Origin of the sequence: Aliarcobacter skirrowii CCUG 10374 (assembly GCF_003544835.1) — a bacterium.
Lineage (GTDB): Bacteria > Campylobacterota > Campylobacteria > Campylobacterales > Arcobacteraceae > Aliarcobacter > Aliarcobacter skirrowii.
Genome location: NZ_CP032099.1, coordinates 1,084,115 through 1,104,771, shown reverse-complemented (window position 1 = coordinate 1,104,771; position 20,657 = coordinate 1,084,115). Strand labels below are relative to the sequence as shown.

The following is a 20,657-nucleotide window of genomic DNA, read 5'->3' as shown; positions in this document are numbered from 1 at the left end:
TTTTTAAAGGGGAATTAAGATTTTGAATCAAGAAGAGATAGAACTAAAGATTCTAAGAAGTGTAGATAAAGTCACAAGCCAAAGAACAATAGCAGATGAGATAGGCTATAGCTTGGGGAAAGTGAATTATGTACTTAAAAACTTAATTGATAAAGGTCTTATAAAAACTCAAAGATTTGTAAACTCAGAAAATAAAATCCAATATAAATATCTACTTACGCCAAAAGGTATCAAAGAGAAAATAGAGATTACAGAGAAGTTTATTGCTATAAAAAAAGCTGAGTATGATGAGCTTCAAAAAGAGCTTGAAATTTTAAAAAAAGTAGGGAGTGAAATAGTATGAAAGGGATAATATTAGCAGGGGGAAGTGGAACAAGACTTTATCCAATCACAAAAGGAGTTAGTAAACAACTAGTTCCAATCTATGATAAACCTATGATATATTATCCTTTGTCTGTTTTAATGCTTGCTGGTATTAAAGAGGTTCTTATTATTACAACTCCTCAAGATCAAGCTAGTTTTATAAATCTTCTAGGAGATGGAAAAGATTTAGGAATGAGGTTTGAATATGTAGTTCAACCAAGCCCTGATGGTTTAGCTCAAGCATTTATCTTAGGTGAAGAGTTTTTAGCTGGTGATGATGCTTGTTTAGTTCTAGGTGATAATATTTTTTATGGTCATGGATTAACTGAACTTTTAGCCAAAAGCATAAAAAATATTAAAGATGAAAATAAAGCAACTGTATTTGGTTATTATGTAAGTGATCCACAAAGGTATGGAGTTGCAGAGTTTAATGAAAATGGTGATGTAATCTCTATTGAAGAGAAACCAAAAGAGCCAAAATCAAACTATGCTGTTGTAGGACTATACTTTTATCCAAATGATGTAGTAAAAAAAGCTAAAGATGTAAAACCAAGTGACAGAGGTGAGCTAGAAATCACAACTTTAAATCAAGATTATCTAAATGAAAATAGATTAAAAGTAGAACTAATGGGAAGAGGGTACGCTTGGCTTGATACTGGAACTCATGAATCACTACTTGAAGCATCATCATTTATTCAAACTATTGAAAATAGACAAAGCCTAAAAGTAGCCTGTCTTGAAGAGATAGCATATGAAATGGGATATATAAGTAAAGAAAAACTTCTTGAACTTGCAGAACCACTAAAGAAAAACCAATATGGTCAATATTTAATCTCTAGAGCAAATCAACCAAGAAGGATGAAATAGTTATGACATTTACAAGAACAGCTATTCCTGATGTTGTAATTATTGAACCAAAAGTTCATGGTGATAGTAGAGGTTACTTTGTTGAAACTTTTGTGAGCAATAAGCTAGAAGAGTTTTTAGGATATAAAATAAACTTCTGCCAAGATAATGAATCAAAATCTAGCAAAGGAGTTCTTCGAGGACTTCATTATCAATTACCTCCTCATGCACAAACAAAACTAGTGCGAGTAATTCACGGAAGAGTTCTTGATGTTGCTGTTGATATACGAAAAAATTCTCCAACTTTTGGAAAATATGTAGCAGTAGAGTTAAGTGGTGAAAATAAAAAACAACTACTAATTCCTAGAGGATTTGCTCATGGATTTGTAGTACTTGAAGATGATACAATTTTTGCTTATAAAGTAGATAATTACTACAGCCCTGAATGTGATAGAGGAATAGCATTTGATGATAAAAATCTAAATATAGATTGGATTTTAAATCATGATGAATTAAACCTATCTGCTAAAGATACAACACAACCAAAACTAAATGAAACAAATGATTTATTTGAATTTGGAGTAGATTATTATGCCTAATTCAAACTCTTTAACTACTACTTACAATATACTTGTAACAGGTTCAATGGGTCAACTTGGAAGTGAAATAAAAGAGCTTTCTTCAAACTATAATTATAATTTCTTTTTTACTACAAGAGATGATATAGATATTACTTCAAAAGATAGTATCAAAGAATTTTGTCAAACAAACAGTATAAATGTAATTATAAACTGTGCAGCATATACAGCTGTGGATAAAGCTGAATCTGATGAAATAAATGCAGATTTAGTAAATAGAAAAGCTGTTAAAAAATTATCAATCGTTGCCAAAGAGTTAAATATAAAACTAATTCATATTTCAACTGACTATGTATTTGATGGAAAAAACTTTAAACCGTATGTTGAAGAGTTTCAAACAAATCCACAATCAGTTTATGGTAAAACAAAACTTGATGGTGAAAATGAACTTTTAGATATAAATCCATTAAACTCTATAATTATAAGAACTTCTTGGGTTTATTCATATTACGGTAATAACTTTGTAAAAACAATGCTTCGATTAGGAAAAGAAAAAGAAGAATTAGGTGTAATATTTGATCAAGTTGGAACTCCTACTTATGCAAAAGATTTAGCACTTACAATTCTAAATATCATTCCACAAATAGAAAACTCAAAAGTAGAAATCTATAATTACTCAAATGAAGGAGTTCTATCTTGGTATGATTTTGCCAAAGAGATAATGAAAATGGCAAAATTAAATTGTAAAATAAACCCAATAGAGACATATCAATACCCAACTCCTGCAAAACGACCACATTTCTCACTTTTAAATAAAAGTAAGATAAAATCAAAATTCAATTTAGAAATACCATACTGGAAAGATGGATTAGACGATTGTTTAAAGAGATTAGGTGAAAGAAGATGAATAACAAACTCATTGTTCAAGAAACTTTAATCTCTATTCGTCAGCATGAAAAAGAGGATTTTATATCTCTTACAGATATTGCAAGAGCAAAAAATTCTGATGAACCAAAAGATGTGGTAAAAAATTGGTTAAGAAATAAAAATACAATAGAGTTTTTAGGGCTTTGGGAACAAATAAATAATCCAGATTTTAAAGGGGTCGAATTCGACGGGTTTAAAAATTCTGCAGGTCTTAATAGTTTTACAATGTCACCTGTGAAATGGATTGAAACAACGAATGCAATAGGAATTATTAGTAAATCTGGAAGATATGGTGGAACTTTTGCTCATAAAGATATAGCGTTTGAGTTTGCTAGTTGGATTAGTGCTGAATTTAAACTATTTTTAATTAAAGAGTTTCAAAGACTCAAAAATGAAGAGATAGAAAATAAATCATTAGAATGGAACTTGAGTAGAAGCCTTTCTAAAATAAATTATAAAATCCACACAGATGCTATAAAAGAGCATCTTATCCCAAGTATACTTTCAAAACCAAAAGATGGATTTGTATATGCAACTGAAGCTGATGTATTAAATATTGCACTATTTGGACAAACAGCAAAAGAGTGGCGAGAAAATAATCCAAAGCAAGATGGAAATATAAGAGATTATGCAAGTGTAGAACAGCTTATCGTGCTTTCAAATATGGAAAGTGTAAATGCAGAACTTATAAAGCAAGGTATGCAACAAGCTGATAGATTGCTAGTGCTAAATAGTATGGCAATATCTCAGATGAAATCTTTAATAAATAATCCAACTATAAAAAAATTAGGAAAATAAAATGTTCAACAATAATAATAAAACAATACTTGTAACTGGATGTGCAGGGTTTATTGGTAGTAACTTTGTGCCATATTTTTTAGAAAAATACCCAAACTATAATTTGGTAAACCTAGACCTTTTAACATATGCAGGAGATTTGGAAAATCTAAAAGAGTGTGAAACAAATCCTTGTTATAAATTTATAAAAGGTGATATCTGTAATAGAGAATTAGTTGAATTTATATTTAGTGAATATGATATACAAGGTGTTATTCACTTTGCAGCTGAATCACATGTAGATAATAGTATTAAAAATCCAGGTGTATTTGTACAAACAAATGTAAATGGAACATTTACTTTGATTGATGTAGCTTATAAATATTGGATGACTAAACCATTTACTTATAAATCAGAATATCAAGAGTGTAGATTTCATCATATCTCAACAGATGAAGTATATGGAACACTTACTCTTGATCCAAATGATCTGTTCACTGAAAAAACTCCTTATGCTCCAAACTCTCCATACTCAGCCTCAAAAGCTTCAAGTGATATGATAATAAGAGCATATAATGAAACATATGGATTAAATACAGTTATTACAAACTGCTCAAATAACTATGGTCCAAAACAACATGATGAAAAACTAATTCCTACGATTATAAGAAATGCTCTTTTAGGAAATCCAATTCCAATTTATGGAGATGGGAAAAATATAAGAGATTGGTTGTATGTACTTGATCACTGTAAAGGTATAGATTTAGTTTATCATAATGGAAAAACAGGACAAACATATAATATTGGTGGAAGAAATGAGAGAACAAATCTTCAAATAGTTGATAGAATTACAACTATTTTAGACCAACAAGTTCCAAAACAAGATAAATCTTCTTACAAAGAACAAATTACTTTCGTTGAAGATAGAGCTGGACATGATAGAAGATATGCAATAGATGCAACAAAGTTAGAGCAAGAACTTGGATGGAAAGCAGATGAGAACTTTGACACAGGAATAGTTAAGACTATTGAGTGGTATTTAGATAAATATGGGATAAATAAATGACTAGTTATAAGCTGGTAGATTTTAAAACATTAGGTGATGAAAGAGGCTCTTTGATAGCTATAGAAGAGGGATACAATGCTCCATTTGAGATAAAAAGAGTTTATTACATTTTTGATACAAAAGAAGGTGTTGAAAGAGGCTTCCATGCTCATATAAATCTTAAACAAATTGCTATAGCTGTAAAAGGTAGTTGTACTTTTGTACTGGATGATGGGGAAAGAAGAGAAGAGATAAAATTGGATAATCCAAACCAAGGACTTTTTATAGAGGGGCTTATTTGGAGAGAAATGAAAGATTTTAGTTCGGATTGTGTTTTGGTTGTTCTTGCAAGTGAACACTATGATGAGAGTGATTATATACGAGATTATAATAAGTTTTTAAAAGAAGTTAAAAATGATTCATAATTTAGCAGATGTTCAATCTCAAAATATTGGTGAAAATACTAATATTTGGCAGTTTTGTGTTGTTTTAAAAAATGCACAAATAGGAAGTAATTGTAATATTAATGCTCAAGTTCTTATAGAAAATGATGTGATTATTGGAGATAATGTAACTATAAAAAGTGGTGTACAGATTTGGGATGGAATAACATTAGAAGATAATGTTTTTATTGGTCCAAATGTAACTTTTACAAATGATTTTCTACCTAGAAGTAAACAATATCCTAAAGAATTTTTAAAAACAACTATCAAAAAATCAGCTTCAATTGGTGCAAATAGCACTATTATTGGAGGAATTACAATAGATGAATATGCAATGATTGGTGCAGGAAGTGTTGTAACAAAAAATGTAGGGACTCAAGAACTTTGGTATGGAAATCCAGCAAAGTTTAAAGGCTATGTTTGTAAATGTGGACAAAAATGTGATAGAACATTAATTTGTGATGAATGTAAGGAAAATAAATAATGATCCCATTTTTAGATTTAAAAGGTTTAAACGCTCAATATAAAGCTGAATTAATTGAAGCTTGTACAAAAGTGATGGATAGTGGTTGGTATATTCAAGGTAATGAATGCAAAGAGTTTGAAAAAGAGTTTACCAAGTATTGTGGAACTAAATATGCTATTGGTGTGGCAAATGGTTTGGATGCACTAATCTTAATATTAAGAGCTTATAAAGAGCTGGGAATTATGAAAGATGGCGATGAAGTAATAGTTCCATCAAATACATATATAGCTTCAATTTTGGCGATTTCACAAAATAATTTAGTGCCTATTTTAGTTGAACCAGATATAAATACATATTTGATTGACCCAAATAAAATAGAAGAAAAGATTACTTCAAAAACAAAAGCTATTTTACCAGTGCATCTTTATGGACAAACATGTGAAATGGATGCTATAAATGAGATAGCAAAAAAATATAATCTAAAAGTGATAGAAGATTCAGCTCAATCGCATGGAGCGTATTTTCAAGATAAAAGAAGTGGAAACTTAGGAGATGCTAGTGGATTTAGCTTTTATCCAGGAAAAAATCTAGGAGCATTAGGTGATGGTGGAGCAGTTACTACAAATGATGAAGAGCTAGCAAATGCTATAAAAGCACTAGGAAACTATGGAAGCCATAAAAAGTATGAAAATCTTTACAAAGGGATAAACAGCAGACTTGATGAAATACAAGCAGCGATGCTTAGAGTAAAACTAAGATACCTTGATGAAGAATCAAATAAAAGAAGAGAAATAGCAAACTACTATCTACAAAATATTAAAAATGAAAACATTATTTTACCAACACTAAGAGCTGAGGATAATCATGTATGGCATTTGTTTGTAATAAGAACTTATAAAAGAGATGAACTACAAAAATATTTAAGAGAAAATGGTGTACAAACACTAATTCATTATCCAATTCCTCCTCATAAACAAAATGCTTATAAAGAGTGGAACAATGAAAGTTATCCAATAAGTGAGCAAATACATAATGAAGTATTGAGTTTGCCTATAAGTGGTGTTCAGAGTTTGGAAGATACGAAGAAAATTGTAGAAGCTATTAATGGATTTAAAATATAGATGAAAACAAAAATAAAAAAACTCATACCACAACCTATAAAAAATATATTAAGACCTTTAAAGAAAAAATTCTATGATGATGCAAAAAAAAGAGTTTTATTCAAAAAAATGCAAAAAAAACATAAGCAACTAATAGAACAGATAAAAGGCAAAGAGAAAATAAAAGTAGTTTTCCTAGCTATTCACAAAAGTGTGTGGAAAGTAGATCCTGTATTTAAAAAGATGCTTGATGATTCATATTTTGAGCCACTTGTTTTGGTTTGTCCATATATTGCTTATGGAGAAGAGCGAATGTGGGAAGATATGAAAGATACTTATGAGTATTTTGAAGAAAAAGGTTATCCTATAATCTCTTCATACAATAAAGATGAAGATAGATGGATAAGTTTAGAAGAGATAAAACCTGATATTGTGTTTTTCACAAATCCTCACAATCTAACTAGAAAAGAGTATTACGAAGATGCTTATATGAATTATTTGAGTTGTTATGTGCCGTATTATACAGATATAGCTTCAAATTATGATATACAATCAGTTTATAATCAAACATTTCATAATGTAGTTTGGAAAATATTTTTACAATCAGAATATTCTGTAAATAGAGCAAAAGAAATATCATTAAATAAGGGATATAATATTGAATTATCTGGTAATCTAATACATGAGATGTTTCAAAATTCATTAGAAAAAAATATAAAAAATCCTTGGAAACAACAAACTAAGACAAAAAAAAGAATAATTTATGCTCCACATCAAAGTATTTTATTGGAAAATAATTTACATTTAGGGACATTTTTAAAAAATGGTGAAGCAATTAAGAATTTAGCTATAAAATATCGTGATGTAATTCAATGGGCATTTAAACCACATCCTATTTTAAAATCAAAGCTATATATACATCCAGAATGGGGGAAAAAAAGAACAGATGGATATTATGAATTTTGGCAAAATAGTGAATACACACAATTGGAACTAGGAGAATATATTGAACTTTTTGCAACTTCAGATGCAATAATACATGACTGTGGAAGCTTTATAGATGAGTATTTATTGGTAGAGAAACCTTGTGGTTATTTATACTTCAATGGTGAAAATCAATTAAAAGCTATAAATTCTTATGGTAAAGAATTGTTAAAAAAATATAATATTCTTTCTAGCGAAAAAGATATAGAAAATTTTATTGAGAATATTATAAAAGATGATATAAAGGGACATGAATTTATAAAAAATAAAATAAATCCTTCTTCTTTTATATTAACTCATCTAAAAGAGGCTACAAAGATTGAATGAAATACAGATACTACAAATATTATTTAGATAATTAAACCATGAAAACACTATTTATTAAATTATTTATTTTAATTATTCTACTTCTATTTATAAAAGAAACAATAAATTATTTTCTTAATAATCCATTTTATATAAAAGAGATAATAATTTATTCTTCAATATTTTCAATTATTATTTATTTTATATATAAATTTTTGTGTAGTGGAAATGAAAATATTAAAAATAAAACTAATGATAGTGAAATGTTAGATGATGAAGAATATTATGACCTACAAAAAGATAAAATCGAACCTATTTTACAAATACTAGATAGTCATAAATCAGATAAGTTTTTCTCTATTGCATTAACAGCACCTTGGGGAGCTGGTAAAAGTTCAACTCTCAAAGCTATCAAAAAAGAACTAGAACAAAAATATCACACAATATATTTAAATACTTGGCAACTAGAAAATAGTAATAATCTTTTAAATGAGATAAAAAAAGAGATAGACAATATTCTATTCAAAGAAAACAAGATTTTATGGTTTAAAAATCTATTTGAATCTTTATTGTTTTCAAACTATTTTAGATTATCTTCAAAATATATATCAAAAAGTGATTTTGTTATTACACTTCCTTTTGAACAAACAATAAAAAACTCACAAGATAGATTTAATATTTTGTTGAAAAAAACTCTTAAAGATAAAAAAATACTACTGCTAATCGATGAAGTAGATAGACTTCACGACAGCAAAGAGATTGTAGATATATTTAAAATTATTCGATATACAGCATCGTTTGATAATATTGTTACAATAACAGCACTTGATTTAGAACAAATAGAAAAAATAGAAAATCTGGACATTGAGTATATACATAAAATTTTTAATATGAAATATCAGTTAGCCCCAATAGACAAAAACGATATTTTAAGATATTTTAAAAATTATATTTTCCCAAAAACTAAAAATTTTATTTCAAATGAAGAATTTACAAATTTACTTTTAAATCAAGGTTCTTTTGCAAATCATTATGAAAAAAATATTTTGGAAATAGTGCCTACATTTAGAGTTATTAAAAGTAGTTTCAATGAAACATACAATTTTGTAAAACACCTAAAAAATACACATGGAGATGATTGGAAAGTATTTATATCTTTTAGATTTATATATATTATAAATATTATAAAGTCTATGAATTTTAAAGATTATAATTACTTAATCACTCAAAATAATTTGTTGGGTATTTTACAACTAATCAATATAAAAGATGAAAAATACTTAGAAAATATTTCAAAAGAAACTGAAAATTTACTAAAACTGCTAAAATCTCATTTATCAACTTTTGATGAACTTTATCTAGAGATATACAAAAACTACAAAATAAATGATTATGATATAAGCAATAAGATATTTGAAAATATATTAGAAGATTTTACAATTATCCATAATTATCTAAAAAAACTAGAATTAAAAGAGCATAAATCAAAATTTTTAGATAATTTCTTAACATATGTTTATAATTATAATGAAAAAAAGCAAGAGCTTCTAGGCAAAGTTATTGAGATAATAATAAAAAATAAAAATAACCTAAACTATGAAGAAATACTAGAAAAAATTGTAATAAAAAGATACTATCTTGATACATTAGTAAAAGATGAAAATATAGATAAACTTTTAAATCTAAAAGAAGATGATGATATATTTAAAGTATTTATAAATAAAATATTTCAAGAGTTTAACCCATTTCCAAGAGTAGAATTACTTATAAATAAAAATACTATTAAAGTATTATTAGAAAAATATTTTGACTATTTGTTAGAGAAAAAAGAAAAAGATGATATTGTAAATATCTTAAATGAACTGTTTGATGATAGATTTTTCTTTCAAAATATTGTTTTGAAAAATAAAGATTTAGCAGATGATATTAGAAAATTAATTTATGATAAATTTTATGAAAAATTAAAAATAGATTTAGGAAAAGTATTGATAGAAATATTATATTTTGAAGAGATAAATGAATTTTTAAAAAAATATAGTATAGAAATAGATAATATTATAGATGATAGTACAGAATATAAACTTCAAAAAGAAGATTATTCTTTACACAATTACTTTGGAAAAGAGTTGAAATTAGTATTAAAAGAGGAAAGTAAAAGTGAATAAAATACAAATATTAGACTGTACTCTAAGAGATGGTGGGTATATAAACAGTGCGAAACTTACTTATAAAATACAAGGAGTAATAATTGTATAATTTAGAAAAAAATCTTTATGAACAACTTTGTTTTCTTAAAGATAATTATGATTTACAAGGTATAAAAGCAGAATTTGAAGCAGAAGGCTCATCTTTTAGAGATCTTATGAGGCTTAGAAGACTTACATCAAAAGCAGGTGTGAAACTTTATCTCAAGATTGGTGGAGTAGAAGCTGTACGAGATATAAAAGATGCTTTAGAGATAGATGTGGACGGACTTATCGCCCCCATGGTTGAAAGTAAGTTTGGAGCAAAAAAATTTTATGATAGCTTAAAAAAAGTCTATGGCGACCATAAAGTACATACTACTCTTAACCTTGAGACAAAAAATGCTATGGAACAACTGGATGAGATACTAGAATTTGCAAATGGTAAATTTGACAATGTCACAATAGGTCGTTCAGATTTAACAGCTTCATATTTTAATACAGAGATAAAGCCTGATAGTAATTTTACTTTTGAGCTTTTACAAAATATAGGTAAAAAAGTAAAAAATGCAAATTTAACTTTCACAGTAGGTGGAAGTACTTCGGCTAAAACTATTGAAAAAATAAATACAGAATATACAGACCTAAAAGAGATTATCTACAAACTAGAAACTAGAAAAGTAATTCTTCCTACAAAATCATTTTTGGAAAAAGAAAATGCTATAAAAGAAGCTTTAAAATTTGAAGAGCTCTATATTCTATCAAAAAAAGAGTTTAGTGATGTTCAGATAGGCTCTGAAATAGCTAGACTAACAGAACTAAAAAGGAGAATGTAATGATTTTTGCTATAATAATACCTGCTCAGGAAACAAATAAGTATCATAAACTAGGCGATTTAGCCCCATTTGGAGATACTACACTTTTAGAGTGGAAAATATCACAATGCAAAGAGTTTGCTTCATCGTCTCAAATATATATAAGTTCTGATAGTGAGATAATAGAAGAAATTGCAGAAAAAGAAGAAGTGAATTTTATTAAACGAAAAACAGGACTTAATTATCAAGATATGCTAGTTGAAACTATAGATAAAGTAGATACTACTGATATTATTTGGATAAATACAACTTCTCCTTTTATGAGTGCTAATGTTTATAAAACTATGTATGAGAAATATCAAACTGAAGCTTTAAGTTCATTAGTATCTGTAGAGAAGAAAAAAGAGTATATATTTTTTGATAACCACAAGCTAAACTTTAGCGATGATTTTATATCAAGAAAAGATGTAGAACCTATTTATATCATGACAAATGGCTGTTATATAATCAAAAAAGATATAGCACTACAATCTAAAAATCTTTTATCAAATAATCCTGAATTTTATGAAGTAGATTCTTTTGTAGCTAGTGAGATAAAAGATGTTCATGATTATACTATAGCAAAAGAGATGATCTCTATATACTTTAGAAAGGAGTTTGATGTCTAGTGTACTTATAACTGGTGGTGCAGGATTTATAGGAACTGCACTTGCTAAAAAATTAAAAATTTTAAATCATGATGTAACAATTATAGATTTAGAAAAAAAGTTTACATCTTTACATGATGGTTTTGCTAAATATAGTTTAGATATTAGAAGTTATGAAAACTTTAAAAAAATTGAGCATTTAGAATTTGACTATATATTTCATTTAGCTGCTCAAACTGCAAGTGCAATCTCTCAAGAAGAGCCAGAACTAGATGTTGATACAAATGTAAAAGGTACACTAAATATTTGTAACTATGCAAGAAAATGCAAAGCAAAAAAGATTATTTTCACATCATCTATGGCAACTTATGGAAATAAAGAAGGAAAGATCAAAGAGAGTGATATTCAAACACCTTTGTCAAACTATGGAGTATCAAAAGTGGCAGGTGAGTACTATATCAATATGTTTAAGTACTTTGGTATAGAAAGTACTATTTTTAGACTATTTAATGTCTATGGTCCAGGACAAGATATGTCAAACCTAAGACAAGGTATGGCAAGTATATTTATGGCTCAATCGATTATTTCAGAGGAGATAAAAGTTACTGGTTCTTTTGAAAGATATAGAGATTTTGTCTATATAGATGATGTAGTTGATGCTTTAATACTTGGACTTGATAGTATTACAGATGGTCAAGTTTATAATGTGGGTTCAGAAGAAGCAACTACTGTAAAAGAATTAATTGATTTGATAATAGAAGTCAATGATAAATCAAAAAGTCAATTTAAGATCACAAATATAGGCTCTCATGAAGGGGATCAGTTTGGCTCAAAAGCAAATGCAACAAAACTAAAAAGTTTGGGTTGGACACCAAAGACTGATTTGAAAGATGGATTAGAAAAAATGTACATATATGCAAAGGAAGTTTTGATATGAATATAGTAGCACTTTTAACAGGAAGAGGGAATAACACTCTTTCTGATAAAAATATCTTACCTGTTTTAGGTAAGCCTTTGATTAGTTATCCTGCAAATGCTGCAAAAAATGTAAAATCTATAAATCATTTTTATGTAAGTAGTGATGATGATAAAATATTGGATATAGCATACGATTTGGGGTATAAAAAAATAAAAAGACCAGATGAGCTTGCAAGTCCAACTGCAAAACATATGGATGCCATACTTCACGCAGTTGAATATATGAAAGAAAAAGACAACTTAGAACCAGATATTTTGATAGTGTTTTTAGCAAATTCTGCAACAGTTAAAAGTAAGTGGATAGAAAAAGGTATAAATCAAATACTAAATGATGAATCTATAACTTCAGTAGTCCCTGTATATCAAGAACAAGATCATCACCCATATAGGGCAAAAAAACTTAATGAAAATGGTAGTTTAGATACATTTTTTGATTTTTCAGATATGGAAGTATCTACAAATAGACAAGAGTTAGAGCCTTGCTATTTTTTATGTCACAATTTTTGGATTTTAAATATGAAAAACTCTCTCTATAGTAAAAATGGTCAAAAACCTTGGATCTTTTTAGGTAATAATACTAAACCAATTTTTGTGGATAGATGTTTTGATGTGCATACAATTGAAGATTTAAAAGAGTGCGAAAATTGGATAGAAAAGAATTTATGAAAATGTTTACTAACTTTGTGCATTACATATAAAGTTTAATAAATATGATTAGGAATTGATTAAAACAATATTTTGGGATTTTGATGTTGTAATACTTGATAGTATGCCAATACGAGATTATGGATTTAGAGAAATATTTGAAGAGTTTAGGAAAATAAAATTACATTTTTATGTTTAACCACAATAATACTATGAAACTAAGTTAATTTTATATATAATCTTTTCTAAAAATTACGATAAAACACAATAATAAAGAGAAAAAATGCAAATAAAACTTAAAAATATAGGAATGTTGGAAAAAGCAGAGCTTAATCTAAACTCTTTGACTCTTATTGCTGGTGAAAATGACAATGGGAAAAGCACTATTGGTAAAGTTATATTTTGTATCATAAAAGCTATAAATAAATACAAAGATGAGTTACAAGAATCAAAAGAGCATAAATTAAAAGAGAGATTAGACAATCTTTTTTTCTTTGTTAGAAATATTTTAGCACATAATACAGTTTTAAAAAATACAGAAGATATATATTTTTTAATTTTAGATGAATATACACTAGAAGAGAAACTTTTAAAGCTAGAAGAGTTAATATTAACAGTTAGAGATAAATCTGATTTAAAAGATATTGAAAAAATAGAAAAAGTTTTAAAAGAAATATATATTATAAAAGATGAGCCAGAAGATGAGAAAAAATATATTGAAAGTGCATTAAATAAAGCTTTTTTTTCTGAATTTGATTCAAGTATTCTTTTTAATGGTAAAGAAGATGGGCAAATAACTCTTTTGGAAAATAGTTTAGAGTTAATTAATATAAGAATAAGCAAAGACAATAAATTATCTCTTATAAAAGATGTTGAACCAATACAGCTAAAAGATGCAACATTTATAGAAACTCCACTTATACTAAACAACCATGATTTACTTATAAGAAGCCAATCAGGACTTAGTTTAAATAAAAGAAGTATAGAAAGATTAGGTATTCCATATACTACTTTACATACAAAAGATTTGTTTGACAAGCTTAAAAAAATATCTTTTTCTATATTTTTAAATGATGAATTTGAAGATACTATCTTAAAAGAGATTCAAAAGATTATAGATGGAAATATAGTTTATGATAATAAACAAAGAGATTTTATTTATAGTAAAAATGAGAAAGCTATCTCTATAAAAAATACAGCAAGTGGTATAAAATCTTTTGGTATATTACAGCTTCTTTTAGAAAATGATATATTAAATCAAAATTCTATTTTGATAATAGATGAACCAGAAAATCATCTGCACCCAAAATGGCAACTAAAATATGCAAAAGTTCTTGTAACATTGGCAAAAAATGGAGTAAAAATTTTAATAGCTTCACATAGTCCATATATGATAGAAGCTATAAAAAGATATAGTGATTCAGAAAATTTAGAAGAGAATACAAATTTTTATTTAGCAGAAAATAGCATAATAGAACCAAGAAACAGACTAGAAGATATTTTTAAAACTCTTGAAGAACCTTTTGAGATTTTTAGGCAGATGGATATGGAAATATTGTTAGATGAGTAAATATAATCTAAAAGAGTTTTTAGAAAATAAGCTAAAAAAATATCAATCGACTTTTAAAAATACAAGCTATGATGATACAAACAATAGATACTTGTGTAACGACGAAACTACTTTAAATGTTTATGATTTTGATAAATATATTAAAGAAAATTTTGATAAATCGAAACTTCCATCATCTCCAGATGCTATTTATTTGGAAAATAAAAGATTCTACTTTGTAGAGTTTAAGTATCAAAAAGCATCATATATTGAATCCAAAGAGATAAAATCAAAATTTGAAAAAGGTACAAATATTTTAAAAGATATGTTAAAAAAGTTTACTCCCAAAGATAATATATTTATTTTTTGTGTAGTTTTTGAAAATCAAAGAATAGGAAGATATTTTGATTCAAGGCATATAGAAACAAATAGTATAAGGTTTGGGCTAGATGAACTAAATAAAAATCTTGGTGGTTTTTATGACAATATAATCACTCAAGATATAAATTTTTATAAAGATAATTTTAAAAAATTAATTTGTAAATAAATATAAAAAATAGTTTTTTTGGAGGAGAAAATTGATTAAAACAATATTTTGGGATTTTGATGGAGTTATACTTGATAGTATGCCAATAAGAGATTATGGATTTAGAGAAATATTTAAAGATTTTGATAAAGATATTGTAGATAAGCTTGTAAGATATCATACTTTAAATGGTGGTTTGAGTAGATATGTAAAAATAAGATATTTTTATAACACTCTTTTGGGACAAGATGTAAGTGATGAAAAAGTTCAAGAACTAGCAAATAGATTTTCTACTATTATGAAAGCAGAACTTACAAATAAAAAATATTTGATAGATGAAACAGTATATTTTATAGAAAAAAACTATAAAAACTACAACTTTCATATAGTTTCAGGTTCAGATGAAAAAGAGCTCAATTATCTTTGTAAAGAATTAGAAATTAGTAAGTATTTTAAAACAATAGAAGGCTCTCCAACACCTAAAAATGATTTAGTGAAAAATATATTGGAAAAATATAACTATAATTCAAAAGAGTGTGTTTTAATAGGTGATAGTATAAACGACTATGAAGCTGCAAATGTAAATGCTATGAAGTTTTACGGTTATAACAATGAAAAGTTAAGAGAAGTTTCAAATTTCTACATAGAGAAGTTTAATAATTTAAATAAAATTGATCAAGTATGAATAACTATAAAAAAATAAATATAGAAGATTTAAAATCAAGTTATCAACAGTATTTTAAAGAATATAAAATAGGAGATTTATCTATATGCGATGAATTAAAATTATCCATAGATAAAGAACAAGATGAGAGTTTATTATATTTTATAATTTGCAATAAAAAAAATGAAATTTTAGAATTTACACATATTGATTGTATTAAAACAACTAAAGAAGAAGATAAATTTTATTTTATAATTTCAAAAAATTATAAAATTTTAGAAGATATAAAATATTATAGAAATCAAATAAATAAAGATGAATTTAAGTTACTAGCTTTTGTAATACCAATTCATAAAAAATATGAAAATATAATAGAAGAAATAGAGAGTTTTTTTATAAAAGAAGATAAAACTAAAAAGAAAAAAAATATATTAGGAGCTAAAAAATATAACAATATTTTGGAATCTATTTTTAAATTTCAGATATTTGTATTGTTTCCTATAGTTTATTCAATATTACTACCTTCATTTATATTAATATATTTAAGTGATATGACAAATCTACCATTTAGTGCTTTAGGTTTAGAAAATTTTATTATATCATATTTTGGATATTTGACTTTATTCTACATAGCAGGTTCCAAAATTATATTAACAGTTTTAATTTTATTGTTTGTTTATTTGTTTTTCTTATTGGAGCCAGTGTATAAATATATAGATATCTTTATAGAAAAAATTAAAAGTTATTTTAATAAGAATCATATTATTTATAAAATAAGAATAAATCGTATTAAAAAATTAAATAATATAAAAGCGAATGAATATTGGTTAGCTGGACACATTAGAATGTTTATGATAATTTTTATTCTTATATTAATATTACTTGTCATTCCAGCTAATATTAATTTTAAAGAGTACAAAAATACATTTATTGGAAAAACTTCAGAATTTTTTTTCTTAACAAATAATAAACCAGAAATCGTAAAGTATAAAAATCAGAATATTCTTTATTTAGGTGCAGATAAACAAAGATTTTTCTATATAAATTTAGGAAAAAATATATCGATAAATAAAAATACAAAAGATAACTATGTGTTAGAAATATTAGATAAATATAAAAATCGAATTGAATCAAAATCATTAGCAGAAACTATAGATTATTTAAATATAGAAGAACAAAATGAAATATTTAATTCATTGATGGAAAAAAGTATTGAATAAATCTCTAAAATCACAAGCCATCCACGGACTCTCATGGAGTCTTGCAGATAAACTTATAAACCAACTTGGCTCATTGGCTGTAACTATTTATTTAGCACGGCTGATTGGTCCTGAGAGTTTTGGATTTATTGGGATGCTTATGATTTTTATGCTTTTGGCTGAGAGTGTTATAAGTGGTGGATTTATGCAAGCACTAGTACAAAAAAGCAAAGAACTCACAGAAGCAGATAGCTCAACTATCTTTTATGTAAATATGCTTTGGGGATTGTCTATGTATGTAGTACTTTATATATCAGCACCATATATAGCTGAGTTTTACAGACAACCAGTTTTGGAAGAGATTTCTAGAATATTATTTTTGGTTGTTATTATAAATTCATTGAGTATTGTAGCTAGGGCTAAACTCACTATTTCTATAGATTTCAAAAGTCAAACTATAGCTAGTACAGTTGCTACATTTTTTGGTTCTATTTTGGCTATTTGGCTTGCTTTTAAAGGGTATGGATACTGGGCATTGGTTTGGCTTATTTTGTCAAAAGCTTTGTTAAATACAATAACTCTTTGGTTTTTTTGCAGATGGTTTCCATCACTTGTATTTAGTAAAGACTCTTTGAAGTCACTGTTTAAATTTGGATCAAATCTTATGATAGCTGGATTTGTAGCAACTTTTGTAAATAATCTTTATGTAGCTTTGGTGGGAAGATATTTTAGTGCTACAAGTGTGGGATACTTTACTCAGTCTGTAAATCTTACAAACGCTCTATCTGGAGTGATAAGCTCAACTCTGCAAGGTGTGACATATCCTATTATGACATCTGTAAAAGAAGATAAGGGGAGATTGGTAAATATATATAAACAACTTATATCTATAACTATGCTTTTTTCTTTACCAGTATTAGTCGGATTTGCAGCTATTGCTGATAGCTTTGTAAAACTATTTTTAGGAGAAGAGTGGCTTTTGGCTATACCTTTGATAGTAGCACTAAGTTTTGCAAGAACTATCACTCCAATAAGTGCAATAAATATGAATATATTAAATGCAATAGGAAGGTCAGATTTATTTCTTAAAGTAGATTTATCAAAGCTTCCTATGTCTTTGATAGCCTTATTTGTGGCTATACCTTTTGGGATAGAAGCTTTGGCTTGGGCTATGGTATTTACTAGTTTTATAGCTTTTTTTATAAATGCTTATTATCCATACAAGCTGTTTGATTTTGGACCTATAAAACAGCTAAAAATAGCCTTTAATTATATATTAGCTAGTGTGGTTATGTATTTTGCTGTTATATTTCTAGATATTGGTGGTGGAATTTTTGAATTGATCTTAAAAATAGTTGTTGGTGCTATAGTTTATATTCTTTTTTTATGGCTAAGAAAAGATGAGTTTTTTATGAAGATTGTTGGAGAGGTTATGAGTAAAATAAAATTTGGAAATAAGGTTTAGTAAATATGAATCTAAAATTTGTAGAAAAAGATTTTAATAAATTAAAATTTTTAATAAAAGTAGAAATAAAAAAAAGAAATTATAAAAATGCATGTTCAATAATTCAATGTTGTGCTAACATAGCATATCATTTAAATTTTAAGTATGTTGATGAAGAATTAGAAAATTTTTTATTCGAAATGTCTCAAGATTTAATTTCATCACCAGAATTTATTCCTAATAAAAATAGATGGGTTTTTTATGATAGCTTTGGATTAGATAATAGAGGATTAACTCAACAATATTTAAATGCATTAGATTCTTGGGGTGTTGAGTATTTATATATTCTTGAAAAACCAAAAGATATGAATAGTTGTAGAAATATAATTAAACAAGTAAAAAACAACAAAATGGCACAATTATATATAATTGAATCAAATGATATTAACAATTTGAATTTTATGGAAATTCAAAAAAGAATTGATGAATTTGCTCCTAATAATGCTTTTATTCATATTTCTCCGTGGAGTGTTTTTGCTATTATGATATGGATAAAATATAAAAGCTTAGTTAAAAGATATTTAATCAATCTCACAGATCATGCTTTTTGGCTTGGAAAAAGTTGTTTAGACTTTAGTATTGAATTTAGAGATTATGGTTGTAATGTTTCAAATAAATTTAGGAGCATTGAAAATAATCAAATAATTAAACAAATCTATTATCCTATTTTAATTTCTTCAGATTTTAAAGGATTACCGAAAATAGAGAAAGATAAAATAGTTCTTTTTACAGGTGGTTCTTTTTATAAAATGTATGGTGAAAATTTTTCATTTCTAAATATTCTAAAAAGAATATCAAATGAAAATAATAATTCAATTATATTAATTGCTGGTAACGGTAATGAAAAACCTTTGATTGAATTTATTAAAAATAATAATCTTATAAATAAAATATTTTTAATAGGTAATAGAACAGACATAAGTGAAGTATTTAAAAGGATAGATGTATATATCAATACCTATCCTTTTATAGGTGGATTAATGAGTCAATATGCTATTATGAACAATAAGCCATTAATAGGATTTAATGACAAAAATATTCCATGTAATAATGCAGAAGGTTTATTTGAAACAAATAATTTGAAATTTACATATTTTAACTTAGAAGAGTTTCATCATGAAATAAATAAATTAATTCAAGATTCAAAATATCGAAATGAAAAAAAGTTAAATTATGAAAACTTAATACCTAGCAAAGAAAAATTTTCTACAGATTTACAAAATAAATTATATAAAAATGAAATAGCTGTATATGAAGATATTGAAATTGATATAATTAGATTTTCTAATATTTATTTTGATATAGAAAATAATTACTTAAAAGAGTATGATTTAATAAAATTTAGATGGCTTGGTTTGAAATATTTTAAGTATGATTTTTTTGGTGCTTTTATTTCAACTATAAAAATTTTAATAAATCATAGAAAATTGATAATAAGAAAAATAGTTAAGAAATTAAAGTTGGTAAAATGAAAATACTAATCAAAAATATAATTAATGCTTGTTCTAAGGTTATTGCATTTTTACTCCATAAAAAGTTTGTGAAGTTTATATCATTTTTAATAACTAGTTTAAATACACAATATATTGTAAAACAACTAAAAAGCTGTGGTAAAAATCCAAATATTATGTTTCCTATAACTACAAATGAATTAGAGAATATTTCTATTGGAGATAATTTTAGTCTTTGTGCTAGAGCTAGAATTGAAACTTACTCAAAGCATCTTGATAATAAGTACACTCCAGAAATGATTTTTGGAGATAATGTAAACATAGGTTATGATTGTCATATAGGGTGTGTCAATAAAGTGATAATAGGAAATAATGTTCTTATGGCAAGTAAAATATTTATTACCGACCATTTTCATGGTGATACTTCTATTGACTCTTTAAAATTACCACCAAATGATAGAAAAGTTACATCAAAGGGTTCAGTAATAATTGAAGATAATGTATGGATAGGAGAGGGTGTAGCTATAATGCCAAATGTGACAATTGGAGAAAATAGTATTATTGGAGCAAATTCCGTAGTGACTAAAGATATTCCAAAAAATAGTGTTGTTGCTGGTAATCCAGCTAGAGTTATTAAGAATATAGATTTGGAGAAGTAAAA

The 20,657-nt window shown here is 26.3% G+C and carries 23 protein-coding genes; all 23 read left to right on the top strand.

Annotated features, from left to right (window positions below):
- The first annotated feature begins 22 nt into the window (after window positions 1–22).
- On the top strand, window positions 23–343 hold the full coding sequence (locus ASKIR_RS05795) for a MarR family EPS-associated transcriptional regulator (protein ID WP_115588318.1): 321 nt from the start codon (window positions 23–25) through the stop codon (window positions 341–343).
- Entirely contained in the window at window positions 340–1,230 is an 891-nt protein-coding gene (gene rfbA, locus ASKIR_RS05790; protein ID WP_115588319.1) for a glucose-1-phosphate thymidylyltransferase RfbA, read from the top strand. Before ASKIR_RS05795 ends, rfbA begins: the two co-directional genes overlap by 4 nt.
- Before the next feature lie 2 nt (window positions 1,231–1,232).
- Complete coding sequence (gene rfbC / locus ASKIR_RS05785) at window positions 1,233–1,808, top strand: dTDP-4-dehydrorhamnose 3,5-epimerase (protein WP_115588320.1); 576 nt, start codon at window positions 1,233–1,235, stop codon at window positions 1,806–1,808.
- Complete coding sequence (rfbD, locus tag ASKIR_RS05780) at window positions 1,801–2,694, top strand: dTDP-4-dehydrorhamnose reductase (protein ID WP_115588321.1); 894 nt, start codon at window positions 1,801–1,803, stop codon at window positions 2,692–2,694. Before rfbC ends, rfbD begins: the two co-directional genes overlap by 8 nt.
- The gene (locus ASKIR_RS05775; RefSeq protein ID WP_115588322.1) at window positions 2,691–3,512 is read left to right on the top strand and encodes a KilA-N domain-containing protein; all 822 of its coding nucleotides are present in this window, start codon (window positions 2,691–2,693) and stop codon (window positions 3,510–3,512) included. Before rfbD ends, ASKIR_RS05775 begins: the two co-directional genes overlap by 4 nt.
- Window position 3,513: 1 nt before the next feature.
- The gene (gene rfbB / locus ASKIR_RS05770) at window positions 3,514–4,557 is read left to right on the top strand and encodes a dTDP-glucose 4,6-dehydratase (protein WP_115588323.1); all 1,044 of its coding nucleotides are present in this window, start codon (window positions 3,514–3,516) and stop codon (window positions 4,555–4,557) included.
- Window positions 4,554–4,961, top strand: coding sequence for a sugar 3,4-ketoisomerase (locus tag ASKIR_RS05765; RefSeq protein ID WP_115588324.1), 408 nt, complete (start codon window positions 4,554–4,556; stop codon window positions 4,959–4,961). Before rfbB ends, ASKIR_RS05765 begins: the two co-directional genes overlap by 4 nt.
- Window positions 4,951–5,463: an acyltransferase gene (locus ASKIR_RS05760; protein ID WP_115588325.1), complete on the top strand. Its 513-nt coding sequence runs from the start codon at window positions 4,951–4,953 to the stop codon at window positions 5,461–5,463. The genes ASKIR_RS05765 and ASKIR_RS05760 overlap by 11 nt, the downstream gene beginning before the upstream one ends.
- A complete protein-coding gene (locus ASKIR_RS05755; protein WP_115588326.1) occupies window positions 5,463–6,566 on the top strand; it encodes a DegT/DnrJ/EryC1/StrS family aminotransferase in 1,104 nt (367 codons plus the stop codon). The genes ASKIR_RS05760 and ASKIR_RS05755 overlap by 1 nt, the downstream gene beginning before the upstream one ends.
- The gene (locus ASKIR_RS05750) at window positions 6,567–7,856 is read left to right on the top strand and encodes a hypothetical protein (RefSeq protein WP_115588327.1); all 1,290 of its coding nucleotides are present in this window, start codon (window positions 6,567–6,569) and stop codon (window positions 7,854–7,856) included. It begins immediately after the preceding gene.
- Window positions 7,857–7,894: 38 nt separating this feature from the next.
- Window positions 7,895–10,000: a P-loop NTPase fold protein gene (locus ASKIR_RS05745; RefSeq protein WP_115588328.1), complete on the top strand. Its 2,106-nt coding sequence runs from the start codon at window positions 7,895–7,897 to the stop codon at window positions 9,998–10,000.
- 83 nt (window positions 10,001–10,083) lie between these two features.
- Window positions 10,084–10,854, top strand: coding sequence for an aldolase/citrate lyase family protein (locus tag ASKIR_RS05740; RefSeq protein ID WP_115588329.1), 771 nt, complete (start codon window positions 10,084–10,086; stop codon window positions 10,852–10,854).
- Window positions 10,854–11,501 (top strand): cytidylyltransferase domain-containing protein, encoded by a 648-nt coding sequence (locus ASKIR_RS05735; RefSeq protein ID WP_115588330.1) that lies wholly within the window; start codon window positions 10,854–10,856, stop codon window positions 11,499–11,501. The genes ASKIR_RS05740 and ASKIR_RS05735 overlap by 1 nt, the downstream gene beginning before the upstream one ends.
- A complete protein-coding gene (locus ASKIR_RS05730) occupies window positions 11,494–12,417 on the top strand; it encodes an NAD-dependent epimerase/dehydratase family protein (protein ID WP_115588331.1) in 924 nt (307 codons plus the stop codon). Before ASKIR_RS05735 ends, ASKIR_RS05730 begins: the two co-directional genes overlap by 8 nt.
- On the top strand, window positions 12,414–13,124 hold the full coding sequence (locus ASKIR_RS05725; protein ID WP_115588332.1) for an acylneuraminate cytidylyltransferase family protein: 711 nt from the start codon (window positions 12,414–12,416) through the stop codon (window positions 13,122–13,124). The genes ASKIR_RS05730 and ASKIR_RS05725 overlap by 4 nt, the downstream gene beginning before the upstream one ends.
- A gap of 55 nt (window positions 13,125–13,179) precedes the next feature.
- Entirely contained in the window at window positions 13,180–13,302 is a 123-nt protein-coding gene (locus ASKIR_RS10420) for a hypothetical protein (protein WP_257122392.1), read from the top strand.
- Window positions 13,303–13,386: 84 nt separating this feature from the next.
- Window positions 13,387–14,673 carry an AAA family ATPase gene (locus ASKIR_RS05715; RefSeq protein ID WP_115588333.1) on the top strand — a complete coding sequence of 429 codons (1,287 nt, stop codon included), beginning with the start codon at window positions 13,387–13,389 and terminating at the stop codon, window positions 14,671–14,673.
- Window positions 14,666–15,199, top strand: a complete 534-nt coding sequence (locus ASKIR_RS05710; RefSeq protein ID WP_115588334.1) for a hypothetical protein — start codon at window positions 14,666–14,668, stop codon at window positions 15,197–15,199. Before ASKIR_RS05715 ends, ASKIR_RS05710 begins: the two co-directional genes overlap by 8 nt.
- Window positions 15,200–15,230: 31 nt before the next feature.
- On the top strand, window positions 15,231–15,863 hold the full coding sequence (locus ASKIR_RS05705; protein WP_115588335.1) for an HAD family hydrolase: 633 nt from the start codon (window positions 15,231–15,233) through the stop codon (window positions 15,861–15,863).
- Window positions 15,860–17,062 (top strand): hypothetical protein, encoded by a 1,203-nt coding sequence (locus tag ASKIR_RS05700; protein WP_115588336.1) that lies wholly within the window; start codon window positions 15,860–15,862, stop codon window positions 17,060–17,062. Before ASKIR_RS05705 ends, ASKIR_RS05700 begins: the two co-directional genes overlap by 4 nt.
- Window positions 17,055–18,506, top strand: coding sequence for a lipopolysaccharide biosynthesis protein (locus tag ASKIR_RS05695; RefSeq protein WP_115588337.1), 1,452 nt, complete (start codon window positions 17,055–17,057; stop codon window positions 18,504–18,506). Before ASKIR_RS05700 ends, ASKIR_RS05695 begins: the two co-directional genes overlap by 8 nt.
- Window positions 18,507–18,511: 5 nt before the next feature.
- Entirely contained in the window at window positions 18,512–20,017 is a 1,506-nt protein-coding gene (locus ASKIR_RS05690) for a glycosyltransferase family protein (protein ID WP_115588338.1), read from the top strand.
- A complete protein-coding gene (locus ASKIR_RS10425) occupies window positions 20,014–20,655 on the top strand; it encodes an acyltransferase (RefSeq protein ID WP_272865746.1) in 642 nt (213 codons plus the stop codon). The genes ASKIR_RS05690 and ASKIR_RS10425 overlap by 4 nt, the downstream gene beginning before the upstream one ends.
- The last annotated feature ends 2 nt before the right edge of the window (window positions 20,656–20,657 follow it).

Excerpts from the sequence above, each read along its gene's own strand:
- ASKIR_RS05700 (WP_115588336.1), top strand. The coding sequence starts at position 15,860 with ATGAATAACTATAAAAAAATAAATATAGAAGATTTAAAATCAAGTTAT.
- ASKIR_RS05745 (WP_115588328.1), top strand. The coding sequence starts at position 7,895 with ATGAAAACACTATTTATTAAATTATTTATTTTAATTATTCTACTTCTA.
- rfbC (WP_115588320.1), top strand. The coding sequence starts at position 1,233 with ATGACATTTACAAGAACAGCTATTCCTGATGTTGTAATTATTGAACCA.
- ASKIR_RS10425 (WP_272865746.1), top strand. The coding sequence starts at position 20,014 with ATGAAAATACTAATCAAAAATATAATTAATGCTTGTTCTAAGGTTATT.
- rfbA (WP_115588319.1), top strand. The coding sequence starts at position 340 with ATGAAAGGGATAATATTAGCAGGGGGAAGTGGAACAAGACTTTATCCA.
- ASKIR_RS05760 (WP_115588325.1), top strand. The coding sequence starts at position 4,951 with ATGATTCATAATTTAGCAGATGTTCAATCTCAAAATATTGGTGAAAAT.
- ASKIR_RS05735 (WP_115588330.1), top strand. The coding sequence starts at position 10,854 with ATGATTTTTGCTATAATAATACCTGCTCAGGAAACAAATAAGTATCAT.
- ASKIR_RS05715 (WP_115588333.1), top strand. The coding sequence starts at position 13,387 with ATGCAAATAAAACTTAAAAATATAGGAATGTTGGAAAAAGCAGAGCTT.
- ASKIR_RS05725 (WP_115588332.1), top strand. The coding sequence starts at position 12,414 with ATGAATATAGTAGCACTTTTAACAGGAAGAGGGAATAACACTCTTTCT.
- ASKIR_RS05710 (WP_115588334.1), top strand. The coding sequence starts at position 14,666 with ATGAGTAAATATAATCTAAAAGAGTTTTTAGAAAATAAGCTAAAAAAA.
- ASKIR_RS05775 (WP_115588322.1), top strand. The coding sequence starts at position 2,691 with ATGAATAACAAACTCATTGTTCAAGAAACTTTAATCTCTATTCGTCAG.
- ASKIR_RS05730 (WP_115588331.1), top strand. The coding sequence starts at position 11,494 with ATGTCTAGTGTACTTATAACTGGTGGTGCAGGATTTATAGGAACTGCA.
- ASKIR_RS05690 (WP_115588338.1), top strand. The coding sequence starts at position 18,512 with ATGAATCTAAAATTTGTAGAAAAAGATTTTAATAAATTAAAATTTTTA.
- rfbB (WP_115588323.1), top strand. The coding sequence starts at position 3,514 with ATGTTCAACAATAATAATAAAACAATACTTGTAACTGGATGTGCAGGG.
- rfbD (WP_115588321.1), top strand. The coding sequence starts at position 1,801 with ATGCCTAATTCAAACTCTTTAACTACTACTTACAATATACTTGTAACA.
- ASKIR_RS05765 (WP_115588324.1), top strand. The coding sequence starts at position 4,554 with ATGACTAGTTATAAGCTGGTAGATTTTAAAACATTAGGTGATGAAAGA.
- ASKIR_RS05750 (WP_115588327.1), top strand. The coding sequence starts at position 6,567 with ATGAAAACAAAAATAAAAAAACTCATACCACAACCTATAAAAAATATA.
- ASKIR_RS05755 (WP_115588326.1), top strand. The coding sequence starts at position 5,463 with ATGATCCCATTTTTAGATTTAAAAGGTTTAAACGCTCAATATAAAGCT.